Consider the following 12,597-nt stretch of genomic DNA (forward strand, 5'->3'; position numbering starts at 1 on the left):
CCACGCCTCCGCTGCTTAAGTTTCAGATCGCTTCTCGGCGTGGAACGACTTGGCCGTCACCAGCCAGCAGCCATTGACCAGATGGAACGAGAGGTAGTCGACATAGATGATCGTGTTGATCCGTACCCTCACCTTGACGAGCGCCTGATCAAGAGAGGCAAAATCGACAAACAAGACCTCTTGCTGCCGCGGCGCGTTCTTTTTCTTTGGCGATGGGTTTGACGCAAGCAGCTTGCGATACTCGGCCGCGGGCAGGATGTGCAAACTGCCGTCGCGAAGTCCGTGCAATTGGGCCGATGGCGCGAACACGCTGTCAAATCGCTCCGTGTCTGAATCATACATCAGCTCGAGGTACTGATCGACCGCGACGAGCAAGGCGGCATGGGTGGCGGCGTTCGTCATTTGCGTCGGCTCCAGGTTGAGAATTGCAGCCGAACGATCGCACCTCGAGGCAAGGCAGGTCCTTGCAAAGTGCATCGCCTGACCTAAGCTGCGCGCAATATCTCGCCCTTGGCCTCGCGAAAGCTTCGCTATCATGCCAAAATCCGATATGGACGCGATTGACCGCCGGATCATCGTCGAGTTGCAGGCGGATGCGCGGCTGACAAATGTCGAACTCGCCGACCGTATCGGGCTTTCGCCCTCACCCTGCCTGCGTCGCGTCAAGCGGCTGGAGCGCGAGGGCTATATCGAAGGCTATCGTGCAGCCCTGCGCCGCGAGCGCGTCGGTCTCGGCTTCTCGGTCTTCGTCGGCGTCAAGATTGACGGCCACGCCAACGACGTCGCGCTCGGCTTCGAGAAGACCATCGCGGCACTCCCCGAGGTGGTCGCATGCCACCTCGTTTCAGGTGAGTCTGACTACTTCCTGGAAGTGGTGGTGCCCGACCTCGAACACTACCAGCAATTCCTGGTCGGCAAGCTCTTGAACTTGTCGATCGTGAAGGAAGTGAGGAGCAACATTGCGCTCCAGACCATCAAGGCAGGAGCGCCGCTTCCGCTCGGACATTTGCGTGACCAACGCGGTACGTAGCCTCCATCCGCCACTGGTGAGCATCAACTCGCTTTATCGGAAACGATCGGCGTCGCCGCAGTCCATCCCGCCTCCAACCTCTCGATCGATTTCGTCTGCACTCCTGCACGCACGAGAAAAATGCTGCTGCAAATTTCGCGCTTCGCACCGCAGCTGTCGTTTTTGTTGTGCCGCTATTGCCTGACTTACGCTGTTCGATCAGCCTCTGGTCGCTGATCCCAGGGGAAGACGAACAATGACCTTCAAGTTCAAACAGGTTTTCTCGGACACTCAACAGGCGCTCGGCGCCGATCCCGCACAGGCACAGGCCGTGTTTCAGGCGAGTTCGCGTCTCGGTGACGGCGTGAACAGCAGCGTCGCGGTCCGGCAGTTCAATGTCGGCGTCGACGAGCCGCCGGCGCTCGGCGGTCAGGACACCGCGCCCAATCCCGTCGAGTACATTCTTGCAGCGCTCGGCTCATGCCAGGAAATCACCTATCGCCTCTATGCGGACGCGCTGGGGATTCCCCTCAACGGCGTGTCGGTCCAGTTGTCCGGTGCGATCGATCTGCGCGGCTTCTTCAACGTCGATCAAAGCGTCCGGCCCGGCTTCCAGCACATCGAGGCGCACGTCGTCATCGATAGTCCCGCATCCGCCGCCGACATCGCGCGGCTGAAGGAGACGGTCGACCGGCATTGTCCCGTGCTGGATATTCTCCGCAACCCGACGCCGGTCGATCTGAAGCTTCGCACCGGTCCGTTGAGCGTGGCGGCGTAACGCCGCCTCGTGAGCGTTAACTCACCTTGCACCATGCGCGGAGCCCGGCCGCGGTAACCATAAGACTTAACAGCGCGTCAACGCACCCCGAACAAGTCTAACGGTTTCGTAATGGGGGAGAATGACCCGTGGACGCGTTTGCATTTGAGTTTATGGGAATGGCGATGATTGCGCTGTGCCTCTTGGTGCTGGCGGTGCCGGCGGCGCGTCGGCCGTCGAAGAAGATGGGCTACGAGTGAGTGCGCGATCCGATCGCCTTTGCGACGTTCAGTGGCATTAGTATGAGCCGGTCCCGACCGCATTTGAGCCCCAATAGTCTGATCCAACCCGATAGCATTTTGATGGGTGAATTGTGCTGTCGAGGACCGCGATCACACTGATGCTTGCAGCGGTGCCATGGTCAGCATCGGCGGTGTCAGCGCAGACTGCTCAAGATGAGCAACTGCGGCACGTCATTTCCAATCTCAAGGCCTGCGTCCGAACACATGCCCCCGCAGCTCAGGCCATCGGAATTCAGACGATCGGCGACGCGGTGAATTACTTCGTCGAAGTGTGCAATATTCCGATGCCTGATCTTGCAAGAATTGGCGCGCTTCCGCCCGGCATCATCCGGGGCACGATCGCACGGGAGTGGACGGCCCTCGCTGACATGGCGCGCCCGCATTAAGATCAGGCTTGCCGCCGAACGCGCGGCCTCGACGCGTGCACTGCCTATCGCGACCGCAGCACAGCAGCCCCGCTGGGCTCGCACACAGCCCTGTTCTCCAATGCTATGTTTGGGGATGTTCCAGCGAGTCGTGACATTGCGACTTCACCGATCCCGCCCTCTTCCAGCCATTACACCATGACCTCGACCGCCACGTCGCTGATTCATCCCGGCTGGTTTGCAGCGATCGCGATCCTGCTCTGGGCCAACAGCGTGCTGCCCGAATATCTGACCGCGCTGCTGTTCTTTGCAGCCGTCGCCGTGTTCCGCGCCGCGCCGCCGGAGGTGCTGTTTTCCGGTTTTCAGTCGGATGCGTTCTGGCTGGTGCTCGGCGGCTTCGTGATTGGTGCAGCGATCCGCAAAGTGGGACTGGCCGACCGGATTGCCGGGCATCTTGCCGGCCGGCTTACCGGATCCTGGTTTGCGATGGTGGCCGGCGTCATTGCGCTGACCTACGCGCTGGCTTTCGTGATGCCGTCGAACATGGGCCGCATCGCGCTGCTGATGCCGATCATCATGGCGCTCGCCGATCGCGCCGGCTTGGCTGAGGGATCGCTCGGCCGCTACGGCCTCGCGCTCGCCGTCGGCTTCGGCACCTATCAACTGTCGGCGTCGATCCTGCCGGCCAATGTGCCGAACCTGATCATGACGGGCGCGGCCGAACGCGCCTATGGCGTTCATTTCGACTACATGTCGTATCTCGTGCTGCACGCGCCTGTGATCGGCATCCTCAAGGGCGTCGTCCTCGTCGGCTGCCTGATGTGGATGTTTCCGGCCTCGCCGCAGCGGATCGAAGGCCGCGCGGTAACAACACCGATGAGCGCTGCCGAATGGCGGCTGTCGCTCATCCTGCTGGTCACGCTCGCGCTCTGGATGACGGATAATGTGCACGGCATCCGGCCGGCTTGGGTGGGCCTGGTGTCGGCGTGCCTCTGCCTGCTGCCGCGGATCGGATTCCTCAACGGCGAGGAATTCGCCGCCGGCGTCAATGTCCGGACCTGCGTCTACCTCGCCGGCATCCTCGGGCTTGCCGCCGTGGTCGCCTGGTCCGGGCTCGGCAACACGATCGGCGATGCGCTGATTCCGCATCTGCCGCTCGATCCCGCCCACCCGGCCGCCGATTTCGCCTCGATGATCGGGCTCGCCAGCCTGTTGAATTTCGTCGTCACCGCCAACGGCGTGCCCGCTGTGTTCACACCGCTTGCCTCTGTTCTCGCCGAGCACACCGGCCTGAGCCTGCCGACCGTGCTGATGTCGCAGGTCTTTGCCTATGCGACGCCGCTATTGCCCTATCAGGCCGCACCGATCGTCGTTGCCGCCAGCATGGCCAGGGTCCCAGCCAGCGCCGCGCTCAAGATGTGCCTGCTGGTCGGGCTGATCTCGTTCGTGCTGCTCGGGCCGCTCTATCTGCTGTGGTTTCGCCTGCTCGGTTGGATCGGATGAGGCTGTCCGGTCGTCGTCAGAATAATCTCGCTCAACTCGTCATCGAATGGCGATATCGTGGCCCGACGGGTTCACCTCCGCAGGGCAAGGCAGGGGATTGAAAACTCTTGAGCGACACCAAACACGTCGAGCCGCGAAACGCATCACCTTCCGCGGCGAACCATGCGCATTCGCCACTCGAGGTGCTGCTGATTTTCCTCAAGCTCGGCGTGAGTTGCTTCGGCGGCCCGATCGCCCATATCGGCTATTTCCGCTACGAGTTCGTCGTCCGCAGGCGCTGGCTTGACGAGCAGTCCTACGCGGACCTCGTCGCGCTTTGCCAGTTCCTGCCGGGCCCGGCGAGCAGCCAGGTTGGCTTTTCGCTCGGCCTGATGCGCGCCGGCTATCTGGGCGCGCTGGCGGCCTGGACCGGCTTCACGCTTCCCTCGGCGATCGCATTGGTGCTGTTCGCCTTCGGCGCGAGCGGGCTGAGCGGCCCAGTCGGCACCGGTCTGGTCCACGGCCTCAAGCTGGTCGCGGTTGCGATCGTGGCCCAGGCGGTCTGGGGCATGGCGCGCTCACTCTGTCCCGACCGCGAGCGTGCGTCGATTGCAACGGTGGCGGCGATTGTCATCCTCATCAGTTCCTCGTCAATCGCGCAGATCGGAGCGATCATCCTGGGCGCCGTCGCTGGACTCTGGCTCTGCCGGGCGCAGCAACAGGCCAATGGCGCCGCCCACATCGCAATGCCGGTATCGCGCCGCGTTGGCCTCGGCGCCCTCGCGGTGTTCGTCGCGCTGCTGGTCGGGCTGCCGCTGCTTGCCCGGATGTGGCCCGGCCTCGGCATGTTCGACGCGTTCTATCGCTCGGGTGCGCTGGTGTTCGGCGGCGGACACGTCGTCCTGCCGCTGCTGCGCGAAGCGGTGGTGGCGCCGGGCTGGATCAGCGACGACACCTTCCTGACCGGCTATGGCGCGGCGCAGGCCGTGCCAGGCCCCTTGTTCACCTTCGCCGCCTATCTCGGCGCTGTCATCGGCGGCGTGCCGGGCGCGATCGTAGGACTGATCGGCATCTTCGTGCCCGGGATCCTGGTCCTGCTCGCCGCGCTGCCGTTCTGGAACGGTTTTCGCAAACGGGCCGACGCGCAGGCGATCATGCGTGGCGTCAACGCCGCCGTCGTCGGCCTGCTCGGCGCGGCCCTCTACAATCCGCTATGGACCAGCACGGTGCAGCGCCCGCTCGATGTCGGCATCGCGCTCGCCAGCTTCGTCCTGCTCACCGCATGGCGCGCGCCGCCGCTGCTGGTCGTCGCGCTCTGCGCAGCATGCGGCATGGCCATGGGGCCGTTGCAGACCTGAACAGTCAGGACCGCCCTTTCAGGCGTCCGGTTAACAGCGCCTTCACCGGTTTGGCTGGAGAATGTTTGCCTCTGGAGCAAGGCAGATGCCAACCGTCGATGGACAGCCGGACACAGCGAGAGTCCCGGCGCTGGACCTGATGCGCATGGCCGCCGTGGGCGCCGTGATCCTGTACCATTACGGTTTCTGGGGCCCCGCGTCGAACGACGGCGTCACGCAAGTCGCGCTGCCGTGGCTGACCCCGATCGCGCAATACGGATTCCTGGGCGTGCCGGTGTTCTTCGCGATCAGCGGCTTTGTCATCGCCTACTCCGCGGAAGGCAGGACGCCGGTCGGTTTCGCGATCGCGCGATTCAGCCGCATCTACCCGACCTTCGTGATCTGCATGACGCTGACGTTCCTCGCGACGCTGGTGCTGGGCCGCGCGCATTTCCAGGTGACCTCCGGACAATGGCTGGCGAACCTGTTCATCGCAGCCCCCATGTTCGGCCAGCCCTATGTCGATGCGGCCTACTGGTCACTGGTGATCGAGGTCGTGTTCTACGCGTGGGTCGTGGCGTTGCTGGCGTTGGGGCTGTTCCCGCGGCGGATCGACGTCATCATCCTCGCGTGGCTCGCAATCACTTTCCTCAACGAACTCACCATTGACGCCCCGCTGTTCGAGAAGCTGTTCATGGCCGACGACAGCGGCTTCTTCGCCGTGGGACTGCTGATCTACGAGCATTACCGCGGGCGGCGCGACGCCAAGCTCTACGGCCTGCTGGCGCTGGCGCTGGGAACGGCAGCGTTTCAGGCCGTCCACAAGCTGGAACGGCTCGACGTCCATACCGGTGGCAGCTTCGATCCCCGCATCGTTGCGGCCATCTGCGTCGTCTCGCTCGGCATCGTGTTCCTGGCGACCCGCATCAAGTCCATCCCGTTACCGACGACTCTCCTCGCCGCCGTAGGCGGCATCACCTATCCGCTTTAGCTCCTGCATAAGCAGCTCGGTTACGTGATCTTCCTCTCCGCTGCATCTGATCGGAACCACGCTCTGTGGACCGTGATCGTCGTGACCGGCATGGTCGTGCTGGCGTGGTTTGTTTGGCGCGTGCTCGAACGCCCCGTGCACCGCTTGACCAAGGACAGTTTGACGGCACTCGCATCGCGGCTCGGATGGCCGTCGCGCATCCAACGCGCCGGCAAGCAAATGATCAGTCCAGTCCAGGCCTAGCCGGTGTAAGCCCCTTCCCGGTAGATGCGTCACCCACCGCAATTTAATGGCGGCAAGCCTGCACCGACTACTCCTATTTTTCCTGCTCCATTGTCACCGCGACATCGGCATTCGCGGAGAGCCGGACCTTGTCGCCTTCAACTTCGGCGATGAGGCCCTTATCGATGAAATGATGATGGCCCTTATGAGACCCCTCACCGCTGTCCTTTTTCGTCAGCTTGATGCGGCCACCTTCGACCTTGTCCACGGTACCAATATGCACGCCATCGGCGCCGATCACTTCCATATGCTCTTTGACGTCCATTTTTTTCGTCCTCTCTGGAATTGCTAACGCGCGAACTCGACCACTGTTCAAACAAAAGGCCCCGGGAGAACCGAGGGCCCCAATTCACCGAGAGGTATCCGCCCTCGTGATACGCTATGACTTCTGTTCGCGCGTGAGGCGCTCGGCCTTCAAGCGTTCGAAGTTTGCACGAAAGGCGTCATCCGCCTTTTTCCGCTCGGCGAGCGCCTTCTTGGCGTCCCAAAGGCTCTTTTCCTTCTTTGCCGCGCGTTCCTCGGCAGTGGGTTGCCGCTTCTCTTGGGCTTCATAATCCATGAGGACATAACGATTTGGGGTTCCGGAAGTTCCCTGCGTCAACTTCCAACTCCGAGAGACGGTTGCAGAGTCCGCGCCGGAGGACGCCAATCACTGAGTTGCCCGACGGCGCAAGCCCCTCGCGCAAAAATATTTCGCTTTATCCGAAGGGCGACTCAGTGTATAGATGTGCCCGTCCCACCCGATTGAGGGGCGAGCGCACGTCACGAACGCGCGGTGGGATGCGATGGACGCCGATGTCACGACTGACGAGCTTGGCTGAGGCGGACGGTGAAATCGTGTGGTCTCGACGCCCCAGTGGCAGGCAAAAGTTCGCAAGGCGCATACGCGTTTGGCGGACGACGGTGACAAACAAGCCCGGTCTTCGCCGGGGAGCACGTATAAGCCGTAACCCATCGCGCAGGGAAAGCCGGGTTGTTTCCGGTTACACCTGTGGTCCTGCCCCCGTGCTTTTTGTTGCACGGGGCCCATGGGTGCGATCGGCACCCGGCTTTCCCTGCGCCCTGTCCAGATGAGGGCGGAAGATACTCAATCCTCGGACGCAAACCGCGCCGCGAGACCGCGAAGCCGTGCAAAAGGTCGAATTCTGCCCCCTATGCAGAGCCAAAATCCCAGCAAGACCCTTGACATAGTAGCCCTTTCGTCCGAACGCGTTGGTAAGCGTTATGGACAGTTCATGGATCTGATTACCACCACCTCCGACCTTGCGGCCGTCTGCGACCGCCTCGCCCAACACAAGGTCATCACCGTCGACACCGAGTTCCTGCGGGAGACGACCTACTATCCGTTGCTCTGCGTCGTGCAGATGGCGAGCGCGGACGAGGCCGTCGTGGTCGACGCGCTGGCGCCGGGGATCGACCTCAAGCCGCTTTTCGAACTGATGTCGAACGAAGCGGTCCTCAAGGTGTTCCACGCGGCGCGGCAAGACATCGAGATCGTCTGGCACCTCTCCGGCACCATTCCCCGCCCGATCTTCGACACCCAGGTCGCCGCCATGGTGCTCGGCTATGGCGACAGCATCGCCTATGACCAGCTGGTCGAGCGCGTCACCGGCCACCGGCCGGACAAGACCCACCGCTTCACCGACTGGTCGCGCCGGCCGCTGACCGACGACCAGCTTCACTACGCGGTCTCCGACGTCACCCATCTGCGCGACGTCTTCGCGGCCCTCGACGCCGACCTGAAGAAGCGCGACCGCAGCGAGTGGGTCAGCGAGGAGATGGAGGTCCTGACGTCGCCGAAGACCTACGACTTCCACCCCGAACGCGCCTGGGAGCGGCTCAAGACCCGCGTCCGCAAGCCGCGCGAGCTCGCGGTGCTGATCGAGGTCGCGGCCTGGCGCGAACAGGAGGCACAGAGCCGCGACGTGCCGCGCTCGCGCGTGCTGAAGGACGACGCGGTCGGCGATATCGCAACCCACGCGCCGACCTCGCTGGAAAAGCTCGCCAGTCTGCGTTCGCTGCCGAAGGGTTTTGACCGCTCCAAATGGGGCAGCGACATCATCGCCGCCGTGCAGCGCGGGCTGGCGCGCGATCAGGCCACGCTGCCGAAGCTCGAAAAGCCGCGCAACAATTCCAATGGTGCCGCGACCGTCGAGCTGTTGAAGGTGCTGTTGCGCATGACCTCCGAGCGCCACGCGGTGGCGAGCAAGGTGATCGCGACCGTCGACGATCTCGAGCAGATCGCCGCCGACGACAATGCCGATGTCGGCGCCCTGCACGGCTGGCGGCGCGAACTGTTCGGCGAGGCAGCCCTCAAGCTGAAGCGCGGCGAACTGGCGCTCGCGATCGACAAGGGCCGCGTGGTGCGGGTGGATCGGGAGTAGCTCACCACTTCACTTCGAAGCCGATGGTCCCCTGATGCGACTGCATCGCGGCGCGGAACTTGGCGTCGTAGTTGACGTAGATGCGCGCCGTGGAAGTCAGGCTGAGCGACGCTGCTGCGCCAGCGTCGGCGCCATACTGGCTCTCGCCGATGCCCTGCAGCGTGAGGCTCTGGGCGCCGAGCGTGACGGTGGTGTTGCTGAAATTCTGCACGAGATTGTCGACGAACTTGCCGTAGGCGGAGAGATCGAGAATCTTCTGGTCGAATATCCAGTAGTGCCCGACCTCGGCGCCGAGCAGCAGGCGCATCCGGTCGACGCTGGCTGCGGTCGCCGACACCGGATCGAGGCCGCCGATCTCCTGATACGATCCGGTCCGCGCGTGGACGTATTCCAGCGCGCCCTTGGGCACCAGCCGGCTCTGGTCCTTGTCGATGTAATAGCTGAGCTCGCTGATCGCGCCGTCGAGCCGCGCATTGTAACCCGCGATCGCGAGCCCGAAGCCGGTGTCGCGGCTGGAGTTGATCTTGCCGAAGCCGTGCACGATCGCGACCGCCCAGGTCCACGGCCCCTTGTCGAGCGAAGCGCTGAAGCCGAACTGGGTGAGATCGAGCGATGCCGATTGCAGCGCCAGCGGCACGTCGATGTCGGTGTGGCTCTGGTCGATCGAGAAGCCGATGTTGACGCCTGGCGCAACGCGCGCCCCGATCCCGGCAACGCCGCCCCAGGTTGTCCTGGTGTCGCCGACATAGCCGCCGACCGCGCCGTTGGTCATCGAGAGGCCGTAGCCCTCGACCCAACTGCGGTAGACCGGCCCGTCCGTGCTCTCGGATGCACCGCCGCCGCCGGGATTGTTGCGCGACATCCGGTTGAAGCCGTTGGTCGTCTGGTTGTTGAGCCGCTCCAGGAAGTTGCTGCCGAGATTGGTGACGGTCGACCCGGCCGAGACATTGGCATTGATCATCGTCTGGGTCGGGGTCGGCGCCGGGCTGGGTGTCGGCGAAGGTGTGGGGGTCGGCGTGGGGGTTACCGTGGGCGTAGGCGTTGGTGTCGGCGTCGGGGTCTGTGCATGGGCCGAGGTGGCCATCGCGACGCCGACGAGCACGGCGACCACGGCCGCCCGCACGAGGCCGCCGGCAGTTCCGGCCAGTCCAGCTAGCCAACCACGCGATGAGCGGCACATACGTTCAATTCCCCAGGAGCTCAGCAAGCCGCGAGAGGTACGGAAATCCGGCCCTGCCCCGGCCGATTTGCCTCCAGTTTGCGCGAGGCGTCAACGCCTTGGGCGATCGGCCACTGGCCGAGCGCAACGCGTTGTTGTCGGGCGGCCACAGGTTGCGGTTGCATCGCGAAGATTCGCCGAGGCATGCCAGAGGCTTGCTAAGCTGCGATTTTCGTGTTGCAATCCCTTCACACTCGGATTGCGGCCGTTCGACTGTGCGTTTCGCGACGTTGAAGACTTCGACCTTGAAGACTCGGGAATTGAACAGACACCGGAAAGCCCGTTTGTGGCGTGGCACGTGCAAAACGTGGCCGCGTCTTTTTTGTATCTAAACTGGGAGAGAGGCGATGCCGAAGGGTACCGTCAAGTGGTTCAACCCGACGAAGGGTTACGGGTTCATCAAGCCGGCCGTTGGAGACAAGGACGTGTTCGTCCACATCTCGGCGGTCGAGCGTGCCGGGCTCTCGACGCTCAACGAAAACCAGACCGTCGAATACGATCTGGTCGAGAACCGCGGCAAAGCTTCCGCGGAGAATCTCAAGGTCTGAACGCCGGCGCCGTCAGCGCAGGACGTCTCGCCACCGCCCCCGGCCGAATCACCTCCGGGGGATTTCCTTCGCGTGCCGGCGCGCTAGCTCGCCGCCGGCGCGATCAGCGTGCTGTCGGATGCAGCGCTTCCCAGCGTCCGGCAGAGATCGCCGTCCAGCCTGAGGCGGCCGCTTGCCAGGAGCCGCAGCGCCTCGGGGTAGATACGATGCTCAATTGTGATGACGCGTGCGGCGAGCGTCTCGGGCGTGTCGTCATCGGCCACGGTGACCGCGCCCTGCATCACGATCGGCCCCGCATCGGTCTCCGGGATCACGAAATGCACCGTCGCGCCGGAGAGCTTTACGCCCGCGCGCAGCGCCTGGCCGTGCGGATCGAGGCCGGGAAAGCACGGCAGCAGCGATGGATGGATGTTGAGCATCCGCCCGTACCACGCCTGCGCGAACTCCGGGGTGAACAGCCGCATGAAGCCGCCGAGGCAGATCAACTCGACCCGCTTCTCGTCGAGCACCTGCTGCAGCACGGCCTCGAAGCCGGCGCGATCCTTGCCGAACGGCTTGCTCTCGATGACGACGGTTGGAACACCGCTGGCGGCCGCCCGCTCCAACCCCGCGGCGCCGGCGCGGTTGGAGATCACGACCACGATCTCGGCCGGAAAATCCGGCGCCTTGGCGGCCTCGATCAGCGCGGCCATGTTGGAGCCGCGGCCCGATATCAGGATGGCGACGCGGCGCTTCATCGCGAGAGATCGAGATGACCGTTATAGACCACGCGGTGCTCGCCGCTCGTCTCGACCACCTCGCCCAGCACCGCCACGGTCTCGCCGTTGGCGGTGAACACCTCCGCGACCTGGTCGATCGCATCAGCCTTGACGATTGCAATCATCCCGATGCCGCAGTTGAAGGTGCGCAGCAATTCGAGCTCGGCAATGCCGCCCTGCGCCGCCAGCCATTTGAACACCGGCAGCACCGGCAGCCGCGCCAGATCAATGCCGACGCCGAGATGCTTGGGCAGCACGCGCGGGATGTTGTCGGTGAAGCCGCCGCCGGTGATATGCGCGAGCCCCTTGACCGCGCCGGTCTCGCGGATCGCGCGCAGGCAGGATTTCACGTAAAGCCGCGTCGGCGTCAGCAGCGCCGCGCCGAGCGTCATGACAGGCGCGAACGGCGCCGCCGCGTCATAGGCAACACCGGACATCTCGACGATCTTGCGCACCAGCGAGTAGCCGTTGGAGTGCACACCCGAGGATGCCAGACCGATCACCGCATCGCCCGCGGCGATATCGCCGCTCGGCAGCAGCGTGCCGCGCTCGGCGGCGCCGACGGCGAAGCCGCCGAGGTCGTAGTCGCCGTCCTTGTAGAGGCCCGGCATCTCGGCGGTCTCACCGCCGATCAGCGCGCAGCCGGATTCGCGGCAACCTTCGGCGATTCCCATCACGATCGCCGCCGTGGCCTCGGGGTCGAGCTTGCCGCAGGCGAAATAATCGAGGAAGAACAGCGGCTCCGCGCCCTGCACGACGAGGTCATTGACCGACATCGCCACCAGGTCGATGCCGATGCCGCCATGAATGCCGGTTTCGATCGCGATCTTCAGCTTGGTGCCGACGCCGTCGGTCGCAGCCACCAGGACCGGATCCTTGAAGCCCGCGGCCTTGAGGTCGAACAGCCCGCCGAAGCCGCCGATCTCGGCGTCCGCTCCGGGGCGCGCCGTGGCCCGCACCATCGGTTTGATCAGATCGACCAGACGATTGCCGGCATCGATATCGACGCCCGAATCCGCGTAAGTGAGCCCGTTTTTGCGCTCGGTCATGCCCAATTCCAGATGATCAGCGGCTGGTTACGAGGAATTCCGCCGCCGCGCAATGGCTCGCGGCCCACGCGTCGCGTAACTATGTAGATAACATCCGGCCACTGCACCCAAGAG

The 12,597-nt window shown here is 64.0% G+C and carries 15 protein-coding genes; 9 read left to right on the top strand and 6 right to left on the bottom strand.

All coding sequences use genetic code 11. From position 1 onward, the window contains the following. Positions 1 to 15 precede the first annotated feature (15 nt). On the bottom strand, positions 16 to 402 hold the full coding sequence (locus UP10_RS16515) for a nuclear transport factor 2 family protein (protein WP_044588390.1): 387 nt from the start codon (positions 400 to 402) through the stop codon (positions 16 to 18). Positions 403 to 535: 133 nt separating this feature from the next. Here UP10_RS16515 and UP10_RS16520 point away from each other — a divergent pair, with 133 nt between their 5' ends. The 7 genes from UP10_RS16520 (at position 536) to UP10_RS46495 (ending at position 6,486) form a co-directional block, all read left to right on the top strand. Further along, positions 536 to 1,030, top strand: a complete 495-nt coding sequence (locus UP10_RS16520) for an Lrp/AsnC family transcriptional regulator (protein ID WP_044588391.1) — start codon at positions 536 to 538, stop codon at positions 1,028 to 1,030. Between the two features lie 235 nt (positions 1,031 to 1,265). Continuing rightward, positions 1,266 to 1,787 carry an OsmC family protein gene (locus tag UP10_RS16525; RefSeq protein ID WP_044588392.1) on the top strand — a complete coding sequence of 174 codons (522 nt, stop codon included), beginning with the start codon at positions 1,266 to 1,268 and terminating at the stop codon, positions 1,785 to 1,787. A gap of 379 nt (positions 1,788 to 2,166) precedes the next feature. After that, complete coding sequence (locus UP10_RS16530; RefSeq protein WP_156180059.1) at positions 2,167 to 2,454, top strand: hypothetical protein; 288 nt, start codon at positions 2,167 to 2,169, stop codon at positions 2,452 to 2,454. Positions 2,455 to 2,631: 177 nt separating this feature from the next. After that, positions 2,632 to 3,936: an SLC13 family permease gene (locus tag UP10_RS16535; protein ID WP_044588394.1), complete on the top strand. Its 1,305-nt coding sequence runs from the start codon at positions 2,632 to 2,634 to the stop codon at positions 3,934 to 3,936. 107 nt (positions 3,937 to 4,043) lie between these two features. Further along, complete coding sequence (chrA, locus tag UP10_RS16540) at positions 4,044 to 5,273, top strand: chromate efflux transporter (protein ID WP_082077152.1); 1,230 nt, start codon at positions 4,044 to 4,046, stop codon at positions 5,271 to 5,273. An 85-nt stretch (positions 5,274 to 5,358) separates the two neighbouring features. Beyond that, on the top strand, positions 5,359 to 6,243 hold the full coding sequence (locus tag UP10_RS16545; RefSeq protein WP_349643967.1) for an acyltransferase family protein: 885 nt from the start codon (positions 5,359 to 5,361) through the stop codon (positions 6,241 to 6,243). Positions 6,244 to 6,267: 24 nt separating this feature from the next. Then, positions 6,268 to 6,486, top strand: coding sequence for a hypothetical protein (locus UP10_RS46495; RefSeq protein ID WP_349643968.1), 219 nt, complete (start codon positions 6,268 to 6,270; stop codon positions 6,484 to 6,486). Between the two features lie 73 nt (positions 6,487 to 6,559). Here the strand turns inward: UP10_RS46495 and UP10_RS16550 are convergent, their stop codons facing one another. Continuing rightward, a complete protein-coding gene (locus UP10_RS16550) occupies positions 6,560 to 6,790 on the bottom strand; it encodes a DUF2171 domain-containing protein (RefSeq protein WP_044588395.1) in 231 nt (76 codons plus the stop codon). Between the two features lie 114 nt (positions 6,791 to 6,904). Further along, positions 6,905 to 7,126, bottom strand: coding sequence for a hypothetical protein (locus UP10_RS16555; protein ID WP_156180061.1), 222 nt, complete (start codon positions 7,124 to 7,126; stop codon positions 6,905 to 6,907). A gap of 634 nt (positions 7,127 to 7,760) precedes the next feature. Between UP10_RS16555 and rnd the strand changes: the two genes are divergently transcribed. Next, entirely contained in the window at positions 7,761 to 8,909 is a 1,149-nt protein-coding gene (gene rnd, locus UP10_RS16560) for a ribonuclease D (protein WP_044588397.1), read from the top strand. A gap of 1 nt (position 8,910) precedes the next feature. Here the strand turns inward: rnd and UP10_RS16565 are convergent, their stop codons facing one another. Continuing rightward, positions 8,911 to 10,089, bottom strand: a complete 1,179-nt coding sequence (locus UP10_RS16565) for an autotransporter outer membrane beta-barrel domain-containing protein (protein WP_044588398.1) — start codon at positions 10,087 to 10,089, stop codon at positions 8,911 to 8,913. Between the two features lie 386 nt (positions 10,090 to 10,475). On the opposite strand from UP10_RS16565, the gene UP10_RS16570 reads away from it, so the two are divergent. Next, the gene (locus UP10_RS16570) at positions 10,476 to 10,676 is read left to right on the top strand and encodes a cold-shock protein (protein ID WP_044536427.1); all 201 of its coding nucleotides are present in this window, start codon (positions 10,476 to 10,478) and stop codon (positions 10,674 to 10,676) included. Between the two features lie 83 nt (positions 10,677 to 10,759). On the opposite strand, the gene purN is transcribed toward UP10_RS16570, so the two are convergent. Together purN and purM are read right to left on the bottom strand one after the other, a co-directional pair. Then, positions 10,760 to 11,413, bottom strand: coding sequence for a phosphoribosylglycinamide formyltransferase (purN, locus tag UP10_RS16575; protein WP_044588399.1), 654 nt, complete (start codon positions 11,411 to 11,413; stop codon positions 10,760 to 10,762). Further along, positions 11,410 to 12,483: a phosphoribosylformylglycinamidine cyclo-ligase gene (gene purM / locus UP10_RS16580; RefSeq protein WP_044588400.1), complete on the bottom strand. Its 1,074-nt coding sequence runs from the start codon at positions 12,481 to 12,483 to the stop codon at positions 11,410 to 11,412. The genes purN and purM overlap by 4 nt, the downstream gene beginning before the upstream one ends. Between the last annotated feature and the right edge of the window lie 114 nt (positions 12,484 to 12,597).

The organism is Bradyrhizobium sp. LTSPM299, from assembly GCF_000938235.1.
Taxonomy (GTDB): Bacteria; Pseudomonadota; Alphaproteobacteria; order Rhizobiales; family Xanthobacteraceae; genus Bradyrhizobium.

Coding starts and splice junctions, on each gene's coding strand:
- UP10_RS16515 (WP_044588390.1), bottom strand. CDS start 402: ATGACGAACGCCGCCACCCATGCCGCCTTGCTCGTCGCGGTCGATCAG.
- UP10_RS16520 (WP_044588391.1), top strand. CDS start 536: ATGCCAAAATCCGATATGGACGCGATTGACCGCCGGATCATCGTCGAG.
- UP10_RS16525 (WP_044588392.1), top strand. CDS start 1,266: ATGACCTTCAAGTTCAAACAGGTTTTCTCGGACACTCAACAGGCGCTC.
- UP10_RS16530 (WP_156180059.1), top strand. CDS start 2,167: ATGCTTGCAGCGGTGCCATGGTCAGCATCGGCGGTGTCAGCGCAGACT.
- UP10_RS16535 (WP_044588394.1), top strand. CDS start 2,632: ATGACCTCGACCGCCACGTCGCTGATTCATCCCGGCTGGTTTGCAGCG.
- UP10_RS16545 (WP_349643967.1), top strand. CDS start 5,359: ATGCCAACCGTCGATGGACAGCCGGACACAGCGAGAGTCCCGGCGCTG.
- UP10_RS16550 (WP_044588395.1), bottom strand. CDS start 6,790: ATGGACGTCAAAGAGCATATGGAAGTGATCGGCGCCGATGGCGTGCAT.
- rnd (WP_044588397.1), top strand. CDS start 7,761: ATGGATCTGATTACCACCACCTCCGACCTTGCGGCCGTCTGCGACCGC.
- UP10_RS16565 (WP_044588398.1), bottom strand. CDS start 10,089: ATGTGCCGCTCATCGCGTGGTTGGCTAGCTGGACTGGCCGGAACTGCC.
- UP10_RS16570 (WP_044536427.1), top strand. CDS start 10,476: ATGCCGAAGGGTACCGTCAAGTGGTTCAACCCGACGAAGGGTTACGGG.
- purN (WP_044588399.1), bottom strand. CDS start 11,413: ATGAAGCGCCGCGTCGCCATCCTGATATCGGGCCGCGGCTCCAACATG.
- purM (WP_044588400.1), bottom strand. CDS start 12,483: ATGACCGAGCGCAAAAACGGGCTCACTTACGCGGATTCGGGCGTCGAT.